Raw genomic sequence first — 19,482 nt, 5'->3', positions numbered from 1 at the left:
TTTATATATATTTTTGTATACAATTAGAATTGTAATATATAAAAAAATAAATTAAGGTAGAATTAAGATATGAAAAATGATATAAAAATAAGAAAACAAATTCAACGTAAAATTTGAGTTCAATTAAACTTAGGGTGAATTATAACTTTATCAATAATCCTAGGTTTCTTAATCGTTTTAGGACTACTTGCTTGATTAATAATCTTATTTAATAAAAACCAAAACCCAAAATACGCAAATATAAATGTTATTTATTATATCTCCTCAAGTTTTATTTCATGATTAAACAATGGAACTATTTCAGGTGTAACATTTTTAATTGCGAATAATGGATTATATTTTATATTACCATTAGCCCTATTTTTTGTAAGTATGCAATATAAAATTAGAAATACATATATCAGAAGAACTTTATTGATGACGACAAAAGAGAAAAATATTAAATATATACCTCTTATTTCATCGTTGATATTTTTTGGTTTTGCACTTTCAGTGTTTATCTTACTTGATTTAGTTACAGTAATATTTTCAAGCATAAATAAAGAATACTCATTGAATCAAAATTTCTTCAAAAATGAATTAATTAATGTAATTTATTTTATAATGTATTACATTTTTATAACAGGAATTACTTATATTATTACTGATTTATTTAGATACAAAATGGATAGAAAATTTGTTCAAAAAGCAACATATGTAATTGTGTTTCCTGTTATGTTTTTTGCAATTGTGATTCCAATTGTAAAAGCATTCTTAAAGTTTGGATCTATTAGTTTTGACTATGAATCGACCTTAAATACTCAATTTGCTACGGTTTTAACAATCTTTGACTCAATATTCTATGTATTGATGAATCCATTTAAATTAGAATTTATTCAAACATCTGAGTTTATAAAAAATATTGGTAATAAAAATGGGTTTAATTTTGTTACAACAGAACAAGCTGAAATAATTTTATGAGTCTTTAGAGGAATTTGAACAAGTTCAATGATAGGTTATTTAGCATATCATCACTTCAAAAAAGGCGGAAAATATGAGTAAGACAATTATAGAGATTAAAGATTTACACAAAGAATTTAAAAATTCTCTATTAAAAAAAGAAAGAATAGAGGTCTTAAAAGGAATTAACTTAAATATAAATGAACAACAAAGAATTGCTTTAGTGGGTAAAAATGGTTCAGGTAAAACTACTCTAGCTAAAATTATTGCTGGCTTCTCAGAAATTACAAGTGGAGAAATTAATTATAATTATGATTATTTAATATCACCTAAAGAAAAAATAGCCCTACAATTTCAAAACGAAATTGAATTAAAAAAACCAACTGTCAAAGATTTATATAAACTTTTAGTTTTAAACTTCAAAGATATTTTGGATATGGATTTTATTGGTAAACTATATGAAATTTTACAAATTAAATCCTATCTAGGTATGAGATATGATCGTCTTAGTGGTGGACAAAGAAAGAAAGTTGATTTATTTTTTGTGTTATATTCTAAACCTAAATTACTAATTTTAGATGAATTTACTGCAGGTCTTGATGCTGATACAAAAATAAAAGTTAGAGAAATTATCGAGAGCTACATTAACAAATATAATGGAACAATTCTTTTAATAAGTCATGACTCAAACGAAATTAGAAAGCTAACTAATGAAATATATGTTCTTAGAGACGGTGTAATCAGTGATCATATTACAAATATTCAAGAAAAATTTGTTAATGACGATGAACTTGAATTGTTTATAAGAGATATAACTCAAAGCATTAAAAACGTTGAATTATAGAATAAACATCTTTTGATGTTTTTTTCTTATTTTTAAGTATTTTGAGCTAATTTAATTTAGGTATTTTAAATAAAATAATAAAATATTAAATGTAATGTATAACATAGCTAATGAACTACGCCCTAAAACTCTTGATCAAATTATAGGTCAAGAAAATACTGTACAGTTACTAAAAGAAGTAGCTAAAAATAAATTAGCTACTAGTTTTATTTTCTTTGGTGAAAGTGGAACTGGAAAAACTAGTGCAGCGGTAGCCTTAGCTAATGATATGAACTTAAAATATAGTTACTTTAATTCAACAATCGAATCAAAAAATGACTTGATGAACAAAATTAATAATAGTGATATTTTAATTATTGATGAAATTCATCGCCTAAATAAAGATAAACAAGACATTTTACTTTCTTACTTAGAATTTGACAAAATAATTGTATATGCCACCACAACCGAAAATCCATATTTTAGAGTTAATCCTGCTTTAAGAAGTAGAATGCAAATAGTGCGATTTGAGAAAATTAATGAACACACAATCGCTAAAGCATTAGAAAAAGTTGTTCAAACACACTTTCCATACTTAGATATAGGTTATGAAGAATTGCTTGATTTAAGTCGTAGTGGTGCAGGCGATTATCGAAGTGCATTAAATAACTTGCAAATGTTAGCAATGATAAATAACAAAAAAACTAAAGTTGATAAAGAAACAATTAAAAAAATCATTCCAAATGTTAGTTTTTACAGCGATATGGAGTCAAGTGCTCATTACAATAATTTAAGTGCTTTTCATAAATCTCTTAGAGGTAGTGATCCAGATGCAGCTTTATATTATGGGGCTTTAATTCTTAAAAGTGGTGATTTCCAAGGATTATTTAGAAGAATGCTTTGTGTGGCTTATGAAGACATTGGTATGGCTAATCCAAATGTTTCAATAAGAGTAAATTTAGCATTTGACGCAGTTGAAAAACTAGGTTTTCCTGAAGCTAATTTACCAATAGGTTTTGCAATTGTAGATTTAGCACTTAGTCCAAAAAGCAATTCAACTTATAAAGCATTTAGTTATGCACAAAATTTAATTGAAGACGGAAAAATTTACCCAATTCCAAATCACTTAAAAGACTCGCATTATAAAACAGCTTCTAAATTAGGTGATGGGATTGGATATAAATATCCACATGATTTCCCTAACAATCATGTAAAACAAAATTATTTACCTAAACAACTACTTAATACCAAAATTTATGAATTTGGAGCTAATTCTAACGAACAAAAAATTAAACAATACTGAGAACAAATTAAAAAATTTAACAGTCAGGAGTAATAATGCAATTAAAATTAGATGATATTAACACTTTAGAAGATTTAAAAATTTATAAAAATAAAGTGTATTCTGAAGGTGGTGAGATTTTTGAATTACAAACTAAAATCAAAACATGTGAACCATCAATGAAAAAAGAAGTTGGGATGCAACTTAGTAAATTAAGAAATGAATATGAAGAATTCTTTAAGCTCGCTGAAGAGAGAATTAAAGAAATAAATATTAATAACAAAATTAATAGCGAATTTATCGATGTTACTAAACCATTAAATAAAGTCGGCTCACTTCATCCTATTACCATTGTTGAAAATAGACTTAAAGATTGATTTAACCAACATGGATATTTCCAAAGTGAAGCTGGTGAAATTGTAAGTGATTTATATAATTTTGAAAGATTAAATATTCCTCAAGATCATCCTGCTAGAGCAATGCACGATTCACTTTATATTAATTCAACCACCTTACTTAGAACTCATAATACTGGTATTACAGCGGTAGAATTAGAAAGGTTCGCAAATAAAGAATTTTCAACTTATGCTATTGGAAAAGTTTATAGAAATGATGAAGATGATGCAACGCACTCTCACCAATTTACTCAAGTTGATTTTGTTAGTGTTGGTAAAGTTAGTTTTCCTAATTTAATTTGAACACTTAAATCACTTTTAAGTTATGTTTTTGAAGAGGAACTTGAAATCAGGCTTAGACCTAGCTATTTCCCTTTTACCGAGCCTTCAGTTGAAGTGGATATTTTCTACAAAAACAGATGAATTGAAGTTCTTGGAGCTGGAATGTTACATCCAAATGTTTTAAATTCTGCAGGTTATACAGATCCAAAATTAAATGGTTTTGCTGCTGGTGTTGGAATTGAAAGAATCACAATGATTAAATATGGTATCTCTGATATTAGAGATTTATACAAAAACGACTTAAGAATATTGGAGCAATTTAATAATGAAAGATAGTTGACTAAATATTTTACAATCTGAGGGTAAAAAAGAGTACTTTCAAAAAATTATTTCTAAACTTTCTCAAGCTGAAAAAGAAGGTGAAATTTATCCAGAACAAACAAAAATGTTTCGAGCTTTTGAGTTTTTTCAAGTTAATCAAACCAAAGTAGTTTTTTTAGGTCAAGACCCATATCCATCTAAAGGATTTGCTGATGGATTAGCTTTTAGTAGTATGAATCAAAAAGAAAGACCTAAAAGCTTACAAAATATTTTTCTTGAATTAAAAAAAGATTATCCAGAAGTTTTACTTAAATCAAATTCATTAGATAACTGAGCTAAACAAGGTGTTTTGCTATTAAACACCCAATTAACTGTATCTTCAGGAAAAGCAAACTCACATAAGAATTTTGGATGAGAAAACTTTATAATCCAAGTATTAAAAGAAGTTGATAAAGCTAATGAAAATGTAGTTTATGTTGCTTTAGGGAATAAAGCTTATGAAACATATTTAAAAGCAAATATTAAAATTAATAAAATGCTGCGTTTGTCTCATCCAAGTCCGCTTTCTTATAATAAAAGTTTCAAAGATGGACATTTATTTTTAAAAATAAACCAAAGATTAAAAGAGTTAAATCAACAAGAAATTGATTTTAGCACAAAATAAAGGAGTAATATGTTAATATCATTAAACAAACTTAAAGAATTACTACCAGAGATCAATTTAGATCCTTCAATTACTAAAGTTATTAATAGTTTAGGTTTTGAAGTTGAAAGCATTGAAAAATTTGCTGATATTGAAGGATTAAAATTCGGAATTATTCAAGATTTATATATAAATCCAAACGATAAGCGACTAACTGTAGCAACAGTTAAACACAAAGATGGTATTAGTACAATCCAAACTACAGATACGATCTTAAAGGTAGATGATTTAGTGGTATTTTTTCCTGTTGGTTCACGTAAAAATGATTTAATTTTTACAGAAAAAGAGCTTAAAGGAATTAAATCTGAAGGTATGTTTGCAGCACTAAGCGAATTAAATTATAAACATGACTTAATTGATAAAAATGGAGATCATATTTTAGTTTTACCTAAAAATTTCGCTACCTTGAGTGATGATCCAATAAAAAAATTAGGACTAGATGATTATATTATTGATATCAGTACTACAGCTAATAGAAATGATGCTAATTCTTACTTCACTTTAGCTAACGAAATTAGTGCCTATTATGATAAAGAATTTAATTTTAATTTTATTGATACTAAAGACTCTTTTGATTCAAAAATAACAGTAAACAAAAATTTAGCACATGAGTTAACATTTTTTGAAGTTAAAAAAACAAATGATATTCAAAGTGATTTAGAAACTAGATTATTTTTGGCTAAGCATGATATAGATGCTAATTTAGGTTTTTTTGTTAACCTAACCAATCTAACTTTATTATTTACTGGTGCAACATGTCATGTATATGATAGAGATAAAATAGGAAACAATATTTCTTGTGATTTATTTACTGGTAAAACACAAATATTAGGAAATAAAGATGTTGAAGTTAAAGATGTGTTAGCTATTTATGATGAAAATGGTGAAATTTCTCTAGCATCAGTAATGGGTCTAGAGAGAACTAAAGTAACCCAAAATAGTGTTAATTTAGCTTTTGAAATTGGAGTCTTTAATCCTTCACAAGTTAGACATAGCGCTAAAGAAATTAAAATGCAGTCAAACTCATCAAATCAAGCATCAAGAGTTATTACACCTGAAATTTTGGTTAGAGCAGTTAATTTTTTAAGAAAAAATTTAGCACAATTTGAATTATCTAACATAATAAACTTACCGTTAAATTTAACCAAAAAAGAAATTAAGATGGATTATGAAAAACTTGCACTATACGCTGGTGTTACAGTTGAAGAAGTAAAAGATAAATTTAGCAATACATTTTCGAAACTTTCAAAATTAGGATTTAAATTTGTAGATGATTTAGTTATTGTTCCTAACTACCGTTATGACATTGAATTCTTTGAAGACATAATTGAAGAAATATTTAGATTTTATTCTTACAATAATTTCGATCCAATTCAACCAAATATCAAACCTTTATTAACCAAAACTAGAGATAATCTCAAAAATCTGATTCAATCAAATGGATATCAAGAAGTTAGAACATTCTCACTAATTTCTAAGGCTAAAAATTTCATAAACCCATTTAATTTTGACTCTAACATTTCCCTTTTAACTTTTGTTTCAAAAGAAAGAGAACAAATTAGAAACAGTATTTCAGTTTCACTTCAAGAAGTAATAGAATACAATCAAAAAAGAAAAATTGACTTATTAAATATTTTTGAAATTGGAATGATAAATGACAATAAATTTGTTTGCGGATTTGCTTCAACAATTAAAACTTTTTTTGAGTTAAAACAAGATATTATAAATATCTTTAAGCTTGATAATGTTGAATTCATTCCATTTAAAGATAATGAAATGATTCATCCGAATGTTTCTGCAAAGATCTTATCTAATAATGAATTAATTGGTTGAATTGGTAAAATTCATCCAAAAGTTGATAACACAAATGCATTCTATGCTGAAATTATGTTAGATAATGCAGCGCAAAAAATCAAATTTACTGATATTAATTATGAACCACTTAAAACAATTGACTTAACTTTCACATTAGAGAAATATGAAAATATCACTAATAAAATAAATGAAATTAAAAACATAGCTAAGATTTTTGATGTTGTTCAAATTGATGAATACCATAAAGAAAATACTAAAAATGTAACCTTAAGAATTTATGCCAATGAACAGGAAATCGAATTAATTAATAATAAATACAATAAATAGGGGTGATTATGTACCAAAAAATAAAATTAAATGATATTGATGTGCAAAATGCTATTAATAATGAATTAATCAGACAAGAAAATCACATTGAATTAATAGCATCTGAAAATTATGCTTCAGAAAATGTACTTAAAGCTCAGGGCTCAGTTTTAACAAATAAATACGGTGAAGGCTATCCAGGAAAAAGATATTATGGTTCTTGTGAAAATGTCGATATTATTGAATCTTTAGCAATTGAAAGACTTAAAAAACTCTTTAATGTTCAATATGCTAATGTTCAACCTTACTCAGGTAGTGTAGCAAACGCTGCTGCAATAGCTTCAGTAGTACCTAGTGGTGGGAAAATTATGGGTCTTTCCCTTGATTGTGGAGGTCATTTAACTCACGGATACAAAATTAGCTTTAGCGGAATTTTTTACAATGCTGTATCTTATAAACTTGACAAAAACGGTTTATTAGATTATGATGAGATTCTTAAGCAAGCTCAAAATGAAAAACCTGATTTAATTATCGCTGGATATTCAGCATATCCAAGAATCATTGATTTTGCAAAATTTAGAGAAATATGTGACAAAGTTGGTGCAAAATTGATGGTTGATATCGCTCATATCGCTGGTTTAATTGTTGCTGGAGTTCATCCATCACCTGTTGGATATGCAGATATTATAACTTCAACTACACATAAAACACTTCGTGGTGCTCGTGGAGGAATAATTATGACTAACGATCCTGAAATAGCAAAAAAAGTTGATCGTTGAGTTTTCCCTGGTTACCAAGGTGGTCCTCTTTTTCACGCTATTGCTGGAAAGGCTGTGGGATTTTATGAAGCTTTACAACCTGGATTTAAAACTTATGGAGAGAATATTGTAAAAAACTCAAAAAGATTTGCTCAATATTTTATTAATAAAGGTGTAAAAGTAGTTTCTAATGGAACTGATAATCATTTATTCATGATTGATGTTAATTCAAGCTACAATATCACCGGACGTGATGCTGAAGTTATTCTTGAAAAGTTTAATATTACAATAAATAAAAATTCAATACCTTTTGATACTCTATCACCAACATTAGCTAGCGGAATTAGACTTGGTACAGCTGCTATGACTTCTAGAGATTTTGATAGATGAGAAGAATTAGCAGAGATAATTGATTATATTTTGTCTAACTATAACTTAATTACAAATAATGATCCAAGTGTGTTGTCAGAGGTAAATCAAATTAAAGAAAAAGTTAAAGAATTCACAACAGATTATCCAATAAAAAAACACTATTTTTAGTCTATATTTACCGATTAAATTCGGTTTTTATTTTTTTTAAAAAAAATAAAAAGTATTATGCAAAATTTTTTTATAAATTTATAGAAAAAGTTTTATAATCATTTTGCACTAATACATATGAAATCAAAAAAATTAACAGATAGTAAAATATTTATAATAATATTTTTTACACTTATTTTAACAGTTGTTTTAGCTTTAGTTATAACATCGTTTTTAACTAAAAAAATATCATTAATTTTCGGTTTTATAATTGGTGTCCTTGGTGTTTTTTTTATATTTTTAGTAGATGATATTTTTTTACAAATAAGTCTATACAAAGGACGCTCAAGTGCAATTTTAATGATTGTTATTAGATTTATGTTTAATATGATATTTATACTTATATTAACGTGAATTTTATTTTCAATTAATGCTAATTCAATTTACTTTTATAATATTGAATTTATTCAAATAATTGATACTAAAATTAATTTTTTTAGTTATCTTGCTGGTTTGAGTAGTATATATATAAGTATAATCATTGATTTAGTAGTTAACAAAATAATTAAGAGAAAGAGAAAGGAGGGTTAGTGGAACAAATAATTAATGGAATTTGAAATACTTGAAATCAACCACAATTATTATCTCTTTTCGTAACGGTTCTGATATGTATAATAATTTCATTATTAGTTTATTTCAAGGTTAAAAAAGTTAAACCGAATCAAGCGCCTAAAGGTGTTGCTTTAATTGCTGAAGCATATGTAAAAGGGATTGATAACCAATATGAAAATACATCCGGTGGAAAACTTCCTAAATCAAAAGTTTATATTTTTACACTTGGTACATTTCTTTTTATCGGAAACTGAGTTGTAATCTTTGGTTTGGAACCCATTGTAACTTCATATTCAGTAACATTGACTCTTGGTCTTTCAACATTTTTAGGTATTTATGCTGTAAAAATCACTTATCAAAAATGACGTATGCTTAAAAAATACATTAATCCGCTAAATATTATCGGTGATTTCTCGCCACTAATATCGATAAGCTTTCGTATTTACGGTAATATTATTGGTGGTGCAACTTTAATGTTCTTGATTTATAGTGTTTGTGGTTATATGTGAACATTAATACCAGGAATGTCTAATCATGAATGATATTTCTTTGCTCCATTTATCACACCTTTATTACACTTATATTTTGACTTATTCGGTGGATTAATTCAAGCATATGTATTTTCTTTACTAACAACAATTTATTGAGTAAGCGAAGCAAATACTCCCGAAAAGAAAACAAGAAAAAACAAAAAAATAATAAATACAAATCCACAATTATATTAGGAGGAAAAATGATATACGAGCCAATTATTAAATTAGCAGAAGAAACTGTAAATAACTCGCAAAATACCTCAAGTAGAGGTCTTGTTGCGGTTGGTATTGGTATTACAATGCTTGGGGTTATTGGTACAGGACTTGGTCAAGGTTATGCTGCTGGTAAAGCTGCTGAAGCAGTTGGACGTAACCCTGAAGCGGAAGGGAAAATCCGTAACATGATGATTGTTGGTATGGCAATTTCCGAATCTGCTTCTATTTATGCTTTAATTATTGCCTTTCTTTTATTATTCTTATTTAAATAATTATAAAAATGCTAAATAACAACTTAATTGATATACCATTAAAGGTATTGCATGACAGTATAGATGCCCCAAATAACTTACAAGAATCTATTTCGGAACGTTTTGTAGGATTATTCCCAAATATTCCTATGATGATTGCCACAATAATTTCTTTCACACTTGCATTTATTTTTTTAACACATTTTCTTTATAAACCAGTTAAAAAAATGTTAAAGCAAAGACACGATTTTATCCAATCAAACATTGATGAATCAATTAAAGTAAAAGAAGAAGCTATTATTAAGACTAATGAAGCTAACAAACATTTACAAGATGCTCATATTCAAGCAAATAAGATTGTTAACGATGCTAAAATTAGATCTGAAAAAGTTATTATCGCTTATACAGCAAAAGCTAAATTAGATTCAAAAACATTACTTGAAGAAGCAAAACTTGATATTAAAGCTCAAAAAAGAGAGTTTAATCAACATGCAAAAGATAAAATTGCAACTTTAGCAATTGAATTAGCAGAAAAAATTGTTAAAAAAGAAATATCAAGAGAAAATCACGAAGAAATTATTGAGGAATTCCTTAAAAGCGACATCACAATTGAGGATCTTAAATAATGCTACAAAAATCTAATCCTGTCGGATATGCTATTGCATACTATGAAATAGCAAAGGAAAGCAATAAAATTAAAGAAGTTCATAGTCAAGTAAGTACATTTAAAGATATCTTAAACGCAAATAAGGATATGATCAAATTCTTAAATGATCCTGAAATTCTTAACAAAGAGAAATTTGATTTTTTAGATGATGTTTTCAAAGACTATGATAGAGATTTAATTAACTTAATTAAAGTTATGATCGAAAAAAGAAACGTAAATTTATTAGAAAAAGTTTTATCACACTATTTAAAAATGTCAAATAATGATCTTAATATTCATTTTGCAAAGATTATTACTGCTATGGAGATTAGTGATAAAACACTAAAATTAATTAGAGAAAAACTAGAAAAATTCTACAACGGTGTTGTTGAAATAAAAACAGAAATTAATCCTGATTTAATCAGTGGTTTTGAAATACACATTGGTTCACAAATTATTAGTAGAAACGTTAGTGCGGATTTAATTAATTTTAAAAATTTTATAAATGAAGATAAGGAGGTTTAGATGGCTAACAGAATTGATGATATTTCAGCAATAATTAAAGATCGTATTAAAAACTATGAATCAAAAACTAATTATGCAGAAGTTGGAAGAATTATTTCTATTGGTGATGGTATTGCATTAGCTAATGGGCTTGAAAAAGTAAAAAATTCAGAAATAGTTTTAATAAATGATGATGTTTATGGTTTAGCATTAAACCTTGAAGAAGAGGTTGTTGGTATTACCGTTTTTGGAAATGCAAACTCAATTAGTGAAGGTGATATTGTTAAGCGTACTGGTGAGGTTATCTCTGTAAATGTAGGTGATGAACTTTTAGGACGTGTAATTAACTCATTAGGTTTCCCTATCGATGGTAAAGGACCAATTGAATCTAACAAAAAACGTGAGATTTTTAAGGTTGCTCCCGGCGTTATGACTCGTAAGGAAGTAAATCAACCACTTGAAACTGGTATTTTATCAATTGACTCAATGATACCAATAGGTAAAGGACAACGTGAATTGATAATAGGTGATCGCCAAACTGGTAAAACCGCTATTGCAATCGATACAATTATTAACCAAAAAGGAAAAGATGTTTATTGTGTTTATGTTGCAATTGGACAAAAAAACTCAACAGTTGCTCAAATAGTAAAAAAACTTTCAGATTCTGGTGCCCTTGAGTATACAACTATTGTTGCATCTAGCGCAAGTGAATTGGCTCCACAACAATATATAGCTCCATATACTGGAGTTACAATCGCTGAAGAGTGAATGAATCAAGGAAAAGATGTTTTAATTGTCTATGACGATTTATCAAAACATGCTATTGCTTATAGAACGCTTTCATTACTTCTTAGAAGACCGCCAGGTCGTGAAGCGTACCCAGGTGATGTTTTCTACTTGCACTCTCAATTGCTAGAGCGTGCAGCTAGAGTAACTAAAGAATTTGGAGGTGGTTCAATAACTGCATTACCAATAATAGAAACTCAACAAGGTGATATTTCAGCATATATTCCAACTAATGTTATTTCTATTACAGATGGTCAAATATTTACTAAGGAAAGTTTATTCAATTCAGGACAAAGACCAGCTGTTGATGTTGGTTTCTCTGTGTCACGTGTAGGTTCATCAGCCCAAACTAAAGCAATGAAAAGGGTTGTAGGTTCTCTTAAACTTGATTTAGCACAATACAATGAAATGCAAGCATTTGCTCAGTTTGGTTCAGACTTAGATGAATCAACAAAAACAATTCTTGACCATGGTGCAAAAGTATATGAACTACTAAAACAAGAGCAATACTCACCGCTTACACAAGCAACACAAACTGTATTACTTTTAGGAGTTAAAGAGAGAATTATTAACCCATTACCAAAAGAAAGCATACATGTTTATAAAGAAGAAGTCATAAAATATATCGAGCATCACCCAGATATCTTTGCTGAAATTTCTAACGAAACTGTTTTAACTGATGAGTTATACGAAAAAATAGCATTTGATTTAGCTAAAATAGTAAAACAAATAATTTTAACTATCCCTAATTATGATCCAATGATTTATAAAAGCATTCCTGAAAAATACAATAAGGAATTTTAAAAATGCCAAATTTAAATGGTTTAAAAAACCGTATTTCCGTAGTTGCTAATACAAAGAAAATTACACATGCTATGGAAATGGTTAGTGCCTCTAAACTAAGAGTTATAAAGAAAGAATTTGATAATATTCAAAATTATAAAAATTCTCTTGAAAACACTTTCGGTGATATTATGAACCACATGAGTAAAGCCGAATTAGAAACTCTTTTTCCAGCAGAGAAAAGAAATGATAGTGATCTTTATATTATCATAACTAGTGATTTAGGCTTATGTGGATCATATAATTCTAATATTGTAAACTTATCTAGAACTAGAGTTAAAGAAAATGATTTAGTAATTTTACTAGGAAATAAAGGAATCTCACAATCAAATAAAATTACTAAAAATATAGAAAATATTATTAGATCGTTTGACGAAATTGGTACCAAATTTTCATATGAACTAGCAAGTTTGATTGCCGCTGAAGCTTTTGAACTTTACAAGCAAAGAAAAATTAAGAAAATCAACGTTATTTATACTAAATTTATCAATAATGTTATTCAAGATGCAGATGTTAAAACTTTATTTCCATTTGAAGTAAAAAACGATCATAAAAGCGTTCATACTGAAATAGAATTCGAACCTAGTGCAGAAAAAGTGCTAAAAAATGCTATTCCACTTTATTTGAGTAGTTTAATTTATGCTCTAGGTTCTTCGTCAAAGCTTTCAGAAATGGCTTCACGTAGAAATGCTATGGAAAATGCTACTGATAATGCTCACGAGATTGAGCAAACTCTAATTTTAGAATACAATAGTACAAGACAAGGTTTAATCACACAAGAAATTACAGAAATAGTTTCTGGTGCTGATGCTACATAATAGGAGGATAAATGAAGAAAAATATTGGAACAGTTGTTCAGATATTAGGTCCAGTTGTCGATGTTCGTTTTACTCCAGGTAATTTACCAAAGTTACTAAATGCTTTAGAAATAAAACACAATGGAGAAACTTATACATTAGAAGTTTCACAACACATGGGAGATGATACAGTCAGATCTATTGCGATGGTTTCTACAAATGGTCTAAGTAGAGGAATGGAAGTAATAGATACTGGTTCAGCAATCAGTGTTCCTGTAGGAAATAAAGTTCTCGGAAGAATGTTTGATGTGCTAGGAAATCCAATCGATAATATGGAAGATCTTGTCGATGTTGAACGTAAACCTATCCATGCTGCTGCTCCTTCATACGAAGAACAAAAAACAACTTCGGAAATTCTTGAAACTGGAATTAAAGTTATAGATTTATTAATACCATATGCTAAAGGTGGAAAGATCGGACTTTTTGGTGGTGCTGGTGTTGGTAAAACTGTTCTTGTTCAAGAATTAATCAATAATATTGCTACACAACACAGTGGTCTTTCTGTTTTTGCTGGTGTTGGTGAACGTACACGTGAAGGAAATGATTTATATCACGAAATGAAAGCTGCTGGTGTTTTAGACAAAACAGCATTAGTTTTTGGTCAAATGAATGAACCCCCTGGTGCACGTATGAGGGTTGCACTTACTGGTTTGACAATGGCTGAATATTTTAGAGATGAACAAAATCAAGATGTTCTTTTATTCATTGATAACATCTTTAGATTTACACAAGCTGGTTCAGAAGTGTCTGCCTTGTTAGGTCGTATGCCTAGTGCGGTAGGATATCAACCAACACTAGCAACAGAGATGGGTCAACTACAAGAGAGAATTACATCTACTAGACGCGGTTCAATAACTTCAGTTCAAGCTGTTTATGTTCCAGCAGACGATTTAACTGACCCAGCTCCAGCAACAACATTTACCCATCTTGATGCAAAAACAGTTTTAGATCGTAATATTGCAGCACTTGGGATTTACCCAGCAATTGACCCGCTTGAGAGTTCATCACGCTTGCTTGATCCACTTGTAATTGGTCAAGAACACTACATGGTTGCTCAAGGAGTTATTAGTATCCTTCAAAGATTTAAAGAACTTCAAGACATTATCGCAATTTTAGGTATGGGTGAACTTAGTGAAGAAGATAAGAAAATTGTTGCTAGAGCTCGTAGAATTCGTAATTTTCTTTCACAACCATTTAATGTTGCTGAAAAATTCTCGGGTATTCCTGGTGAATTTGTTAAAGTTGAAGATACAATTAGAAGCTTTAAGGAAATACTTGAAGGTAAATACGATGAATATCCTGAAGATATTTTCCGTTATGCCGGAAGCATCGAACAAGTTAAAGAACGTTACAACAAACTAAAAGAAGATAAATAGAATGAAAACTATTAATTTAGTTATTACTACACCAATTAAAGAAGTTTATAATGGTCAAGTTGAAATTGTCACATTAAAAACAGCAAACGGCTTTATCGGTCTTCAAGCTAATCACGCTCCATTTTTTTCAAATATAGAACCTGGAAAATTGGAAATTAATAGTGAAAAAAGTAAAAATTATGAAAAATATCTTGTAGGTAGTGGACTTATTTATTGTAATGGTTCAGAAATTAATATTTTAACTGATGATATTCTACTATACGATGAAATAGATATAGAAAGAGCTAAAAAAGATCGCGAATTAGCATTAGAATTACTTAAACAAGGTAATCGTATCGGTCCAGATATGGCTAAGGTAGAATTAAAACTTAAAAAAGCAATTTCGAAAATTGATGCATACAATGAAATTCATAAATAATAAAAATAACGCCGTAATTTAATTTACGAGCGTTTTTTTTTTTTTTTTTTAACCTATTGCAACATCGCTTTCTATATAGTTGAAATGATTTTTATAATTACGTTTTCTACCTCATAATAATAGAGTTGAACTAATTCCGAATTGTCCAACAAACATTAATATAATAAGTGCTATTTTACTTGCTATATTATAATCTTTTAAATCAAGTCCACTTGATAGGCCGCAAGTACCGAAGGCACTAGAAGTAATGAACAGATAGTTTGAAAAATTGTTAAATTCACTACCTTTACCACTATAAACAGGTGAGCTAGTTGTGCATATAAAACTAATAATCAAAACTAGAAGAATACTAATCACAAACACTTGGGTAGAGCGATAGATTGTTTCATTAGGAATAGAACGTTTAAAAATACGTATGTTAGGTAGTCCAATAATTTTTGTAAATACACTTAAAATAATAATTGCAAATGTTGTTGTTCTTATTCCACCTCCGGTAGAGGCTGGTGCTGCACCAATAAACATAAAAATTGAATATATTATTGTGTTAGCACTAGTAAAATGATTAAAATCTGTAGTTGCAAATCCAGAAGAACGAGTTGAAAGTATATTAAATAAAATGGCAAAAGTTTTTTGTCAATCATTTCCATAGAATGATTTACCATGAAATTCATAATTTCAAAATGTATTAGGATCTTTAGAGAAATATTCAAATAAAAATGTAATTAAAAAACCTATAATAGCAGTAATTAAATATGTTAAGGTTGAAACTTTTGTAAAAATACTGAAATTATATTTACCGCTTTTTCTTTTTATTTTGTGCGATATAAATTTACGTATATCATAAATAGTTGGATAACCTAATCCTCCAAGAAGAAATAAAATTACAAACATTATTTGTGCAAAATAATTTAAGTAATATGGCATCAATGAATTTGGTCCAATAATATCAAATCCAGCATTGTTAATTGCTGAAATTGAATGGAAAATACCAAATTTTAAGCTAAGAAGGAAATTTCTATGTGGATTGTTAAAAGTTATACCTTTACTATTAAAAAATTCTTTCATTCCTTCTGTTTGAGTAGGTTCTGAATAATAAAAATATAAAGTTAAAATAAATGAAAATACTACAATAGCTGAAAGTAAAAATTTCAGACTAACTATAACTAATCTAATAGTTTGTGATACATTATGTGAACCTCTTTCGCTATTAACTAAATTTATTTCATTTAAACTAATACTTTTCTTTCTGAAAAGTCAATTTATTAAAAATAACTTTAACGAGAAAACTCCAATACCACCTAGCAAAATAAGTAGAGCTATGATTGCTTGCCCAAATTCATTTCATTGACTATATGTTGGTACTGTTAGAATTCCTGTATCACTAAATGAGCTAGCGGTAGTAAATATTGCATCCATAAATGTAGCTCTTTTATTACCAGATTCTAAATTTTGAGTTATTGGACTATAAAGTAATATAGCAGATAAAAAGACTATCAGTACATATACAACAAAAATTCACTTTTGATGTGAAATACTTGATTTTAGTGAAGAAATCTTATCTATTGCTTTTTGAATATTTTTTTTCATATTTACCTTTATTTATTATTTTATTATATAACTATTAATTATTTTAAATTAAATAAAAATAGCCGAAGCTATTTTTATTTCATATTTCTTTCAAGTTGTGTTTTAAGTGTCATTAACTTGTATTTTAATGAGCTTAATGAACCTTGTTGTTCAGGAGTTAATTGATCAAATGTTAATGATTTTAATGTTTCTAATTCTTGTTTTTGAGAATTCAAGAATGTTTTAGCTTGGAATTGAACACTTTGAAGTGATGAAATTTTAGCATTTAATGAAGTTATTTTATCTGCATTTGCTTCTGAATTTTGTTTTAGAGCATTTAATTCTACTTTGAATTTATTTAACACTAAATTAGATGATGTTAAAGTATCATTCAATAAAATTTCAAATTGTTTAAGTGAATGTAATTCATCAGCATAATCAAGATATTTGGTGTTATTTACAAGTTCTTCAAACTCCGTTTTAGTTTCACCATAATTTAATGCTTTAATATCAGCGTAAATTTCTGTTAAAGCTTTTTGATAAATTGAATTTAATTTAGCACCAGTAGCTTTTATAAATATGTCATTTAGTTTTGTTGCTCCAGTACCAGTTTTATTATTTGCATCAACAACGATCTTGATTGTTTTTTCTCAAATGCTTGTAATAATTTGAACAACAGCTAAGTAGTTACCTTCTTGAATATTAATTGAATCATAATTCAATCTTTCTTCTGATTCAGATTTTTCTAAAATTTGATTGATTTTTAGAATATTATCTTTTGTTAATATCGCATCAATATGATTTTTGAAAATCTTAGGTAATTTATCATTTTTAAGAGAGTTAATTTTTTCAATACTTTCGTTTATTTTTGCTTCAAGTAGATTAATTTTTTCTAAACCTTGTTCTGATGAATATGTTTTAACTTTATTTAATTTATTTAATATATTTTGAAGTACAAGTGGTAATGCGTTTATATCAACTTCAATTTGATTAAATTCACTAGATTTTTTAATTTCTTCAAATTTATTAACAATAGTTTTATCTGTGTCTGTAGTAGTATTATCTCCAGTAGATTCACCTTGGTTAGTATTTTCTTGCGATTCTAATTCTTCATGTGTTCCGACTTTAATTGTAAAATCTTTATAATTATCTAATTCAGAATATAATTTAAATCCTTTTTGGTTTGAAAATTCAACAATTGCTAGTTGTTTAATAGTTACAGTTTTCTTTTCGGCATCAGTTTCATATACAAATCTCCCTGACGCTGAGGATGCACCTTTAACAGTTTCTCTATTATCAAGATTAAGATATTTTATATTAAACTTATCCATATATGATAATCCAATTTTACCTTCGAAACGTTTTACGTTTTTTGTAAAGTTAAAAATTAGATTAACTTCATCAGAGAAAATGTCTGTATCAAATGATATTCGATCCTTTTTATTTCCCCCAATAGTAAAACTAAGTGTCTTGTTATCAAAGTCAATTCTCTTATTGCTTCTAGAATTTAATAATTCAAAATCTTCTTCAGAAATATATTTTTTGAAAATTAAATCATTATTGTATAAATATAAAATTTTTTCTACGTCAGATAGGCTTTCGTAATTTTCGGGTAAATTTGCTGAAGGCTGTTTGACATCATTATTGTTGGAATTTTCGTTTGAATTTGAGCCTTCATTACCGCTTTCTGAAGAATTGTTTTCTGAACCATTATTTTCTGGTTGCTCAGGAGTGTTAGGTGTTTCAGTTGAGTTATCTCTATTATTGTTTTCATTATTGTTTGCACTATTATCTACATTATTCTTTGTTGATTGATCAACAGTTATAACAAAGTCTTTTTCTGCAGGAACTAGCAATATAAGCCCTTTATTAGGGATATATTTATAGAGAGCTACACTTAGGATAGTAATTGTTTCATTTTCACTATCTACTTTAAACACTAATCTTGATGAAGAACTTTTTGCATTTTCTGCGGTTGAGTTTTCATCAGCGATTTCATAACCCTTTTGAAATTCATCTCTATAACCAAAACCTACTTTATCTGTTTCTTTTTTGAAATTCACAGTAAAATCATTTAATTTTAATAATTCATCTGAAAAAATATCTTCATTTAATACAGCAGCATCTTTATTTATTTTAATAGTTGTTGTACCATCATTATTAATGTAATGATCTATTCTACCGGTTTCTTTTCCTTGTTGGTTAGTAAATTTTAAAAATTCACTATAAGAAATTGTCTTCTTGAAAATTGAGTTTGAATTGAATAAATTAATTATTTCAGCATATTTAACTGGTTGAGTAGTAGGTTTGTCAACATTACCACCACCTGGTGTATTTGGATTTTCAGGTGTTGTTGTTCCTGTTCCGCTTCCCGGTGTTTCAGGTTTATTTGTACCTCCTTGAGTACCTCCACCAGGGTTAACTTCTTTTTTTTCACCACCAAAACATGATGCACTCAAAAGTGCAGGAGTAACGGTTGCAATTGGTAATACTAATTTTAATAATTTCATTTTCTTTTTCATAACATAATAATTATATATTCTTTAATGCAAAAAGGACAATTTTAAAATATTTTCACATTTTTGCCAACCATAAAATTCATTTTTAGGTCAATTTTTTTAAAAAAATGAAATTATAAAAAAATAAATTTTGTGTATTTTTAGCAACAAATAAAATACAAAAACATGAAACATTCTAAAATCACTATTATCAAGGAATATTTAGCATCAAA

Annotated in this window: 18 protein-coding genes; 16 read left to right on the top strand and 2 right to left on the bottom strand. The window is 27.8% G+C overall.

Annotated elements, in window-relative coordinates; all coding sequences use genetic code 4:
• The first annotated feature begins 69 nt into the window (after positions 1-69).
• The 16 genes from EXC66_RS01715 to atpC all read left to right on the top strand — a co-directional run bounded on the left by EXC66_RS01715 (position 70) and on the right by atpC (position 15,185).
• The gene (locus tag EXC66_RS01715) at positions 70-1,041 is read left to right on the top strand and encodes a hypothetical protein (RefSeq protein ID WP_006886647.1); all 972 of its coding nucleotides are present in this window, start codon (positions 70-72) and stop codon (positions 1,039-1,041) included.
• Entirely contained in the window at positions 1,034-1,783 is a 750-nt protein-coding gene (locus tag EXC66_RS01710; RefSeq protein ID WP_006886646.1) for an ABC transporter ATP-binding protein, read from the top strand. The genes EXC66_RS01715 and EXC66_RS01710 overlap by 8 nt, the downstream gene beginning before the upstream one ends.
• Positions 1,784-1,877: 94 nt before the next feature.
• Positions 1,878-3,098: a replication-associated recombination protein A gene (locus tag EXC66_RS01705; protein ID WP_006886645.1), complete on the top strand. Its 1,221-nt coding sequence runs from the start codon at positions 1,878-1,880 to the stop codon at positions 3,096-3,098.
• A 2-nt stretch (positions 3,099-3,100) separates the two neighbouring features.
• Positions 3,101-4,057, top strand: a complete 957-nt coding sequence (pheS, locus tag EXC66_RS01700; protein ID WP_006886644.1) for a phenylalanine--tRNA ligase subunit alpha — start codon at positions 3,101-3,103, stop codon at positions 4,055-4,057.
• Complete coding sequence (locus EXC66_RS01695; RefSeq protein WP_006886643.1) at positions 4,047-4,706, top strand: uracil-DNA glycosylase; 660 nt, start codon at positions 4,047-4,049, stop codon at positions 4,704-4,706. The genes pheS and EXC66_RS01695 overlap by 11 nt, the downstream gene beginning before the upstream one ends.
• Positions 4,707-4,715: 9 nt before the next feature.
• Positions 4,716-6,887: a phenylalanine--tRNA ligase subunit beta gene (locus EXC66_RS01690; protein WP_006886642.1), complete on the top strand. Its 2,172-nt coding sequence runs from the start codon at positions 4,716-4,718 to the stop codon at positions 6,885-6,887.
• Positions 6,888-6,895: 8 nt separating this feature from the next.
• Positions 6,896-8,164, top strand: a complete 1,269-nt coding sequence (gene glyA, locus EXC66_RS01685) for a serine hydroxymethyltransferase (RefSeq protein WP_006886641.1) — start codon at positions 6,896-6,898, stop codon at positions 8,162-8,164.
• 117 nt (positions 8,165-8,281) lie between these two features.
• On the top strand, positions 8,282-8,734 hold the full coding sequence (locus EXC66_RS01680) for a hypothetical protein (RefSeq protein WP_006886640.1): 453 nt from the start codon (positions 8,282-8,284) through the stop codon (positions 8,732-8,734).
• Positions 8,734-9,480, top strand: coding sequence for a F0F1 ATP synthase subunit A (locus EXC66_RS01675; protein ID WP_006886639.1), 747 nt, complete (start codon positions 8,734-8,736; stop codon positions 9,478-9,480). The genes EXC66_RS01680 and EXC66_RS01675 overlap by 1 nt, the downstream gene beginning before the upstream one ends.
• Before the next feature lie 8 nt (positions 9,481-9,488).
• Positions 9,489-9,776, top strand: coding sequence for an ATP synthase F0 subunit C (gene atpE, locus EXC66_RS01670; protein ID WP_006886638.1), 288 nt, complete (start codon positions 9,489-9,491; stop codon positions 9,774-9,776).
• Positions 9,777-9,784: 8 nt separating this feature from the next.
• Positions 9,785-10,381, top strand: a complete 597-nt coding sequence (gene atpF, locus EXC66_RS01665; protein WP_006886637.1) for a F0F1 ATP synthase subunit B — start codon at positions 9,785-9,787, stop codon at positions 10,379-10,381.
• On the top strand, positions 10,381-10,926 hold the full coding sequence (gene atpH / locus EXC66_RS01660) for an ATP synthase F1 subunit delta (protein ID WP_006886636.1): 546 nt from the start codon (positions 10,381-10,383) through the stop codon (positions 10,924-10,926). The genes atpF and atpH overlap by 1 nt, the downstream gene beginning before the upstream one ends.
• Positions 10,927-12,495, top strand: a complete 1,569-nt coding sequence (gene atpA / locus EXC66_RS01655; RefSeq protein ID WP_112579122.1) for a F0F1 ATP synthase subunit alpha — start codon at positions 10,927-10,929, stop codon at positions 12,493-12,495.
• Between the two features lie 2 nt (positions 12,496-12,497).
• Positions 12,498-13,352: an ATP synthase F1 subunit gamma gene (gene atpG / locus EXC66_RS01650; RefSeq protein ID WP_112579124.1), complete on the top strand. Its 855-nt coding sequence runs from the start codon at positions 12,498-12,500 to the stop codon at positions 13,350-13,352.
• 11 nt (positions 13,353-13,363) lie between these two features.
• Entirely contained in the window at positions 13,364-14,767 is a 1,404-nt protein-coding gene (atpD, locus tag EXC66_RS01645) for a F0F1 ATP synthase subunit beta (RefSeq protein ID WP_006886634.1), read from the top strand.
• A gap of 1 nt (position 14,768) precedes the next feature.
• The gene (atpC, locus tag EXC66_RS01640; protein WP_006886633.1) at positions 14,769-15,185 is read left to right on the top strand and encodes an ATP synthase F1 subunit epsilon; all 417 of its coding nucleotides are present in this window, start codon (positions 14,769-14,771) and stop codon (positions 15,183-15,185) included.
• Between the two features lie 48 nt (positions 15,186-15,233).
• Here the strand turns inward: atpC and EXC66_RS01635 are convergent, their stop codons facing one another.
• Together EXC66_RS01635 and EXC66_RS01630 are read right to left on the bottom strand one after the other, a co-directional pair.
• A complete protein-coding gene (locus EXC66_RS01635) occupies positions 15,234-16,772 on the bottom strand; it encodes a TrkH family potassium uptake protein (protein WP_112579128.1) in 1,539 nt (512 codons plus the stop codon).
• Between the two features lie 74 nt (positions 16,773-16,846).
• Positions 16,847-19,273 carry a hypothetical protein gene (locus EXC66_RS01630; protein WP_129622329.1) on the bottom strand — a complete coding sequence of 809 codons (2,427 nt, stop codon included), beginning with the start codon at positions 19,271-19,273 and terminating at the stop codon, positions 16,847-16,849.
• Positions 19,274-19,482: the final 209 nt, after the last annotated feature.

Source organism: Mycoplasmopsis anatis (assembly GCF_900660655.1).
Lineage (GTDB): Bacteria > Bacillota_I > Bacilli_A > Mycoplasmatales > Metamycoplasmataceae > Mycoplasmopsis > Mycoplasmopsis anatis.
Note: the sequence above shows the minus strand (reverse complement) of the source record. Positions and strands in the feature narration are given on the sequence as shown.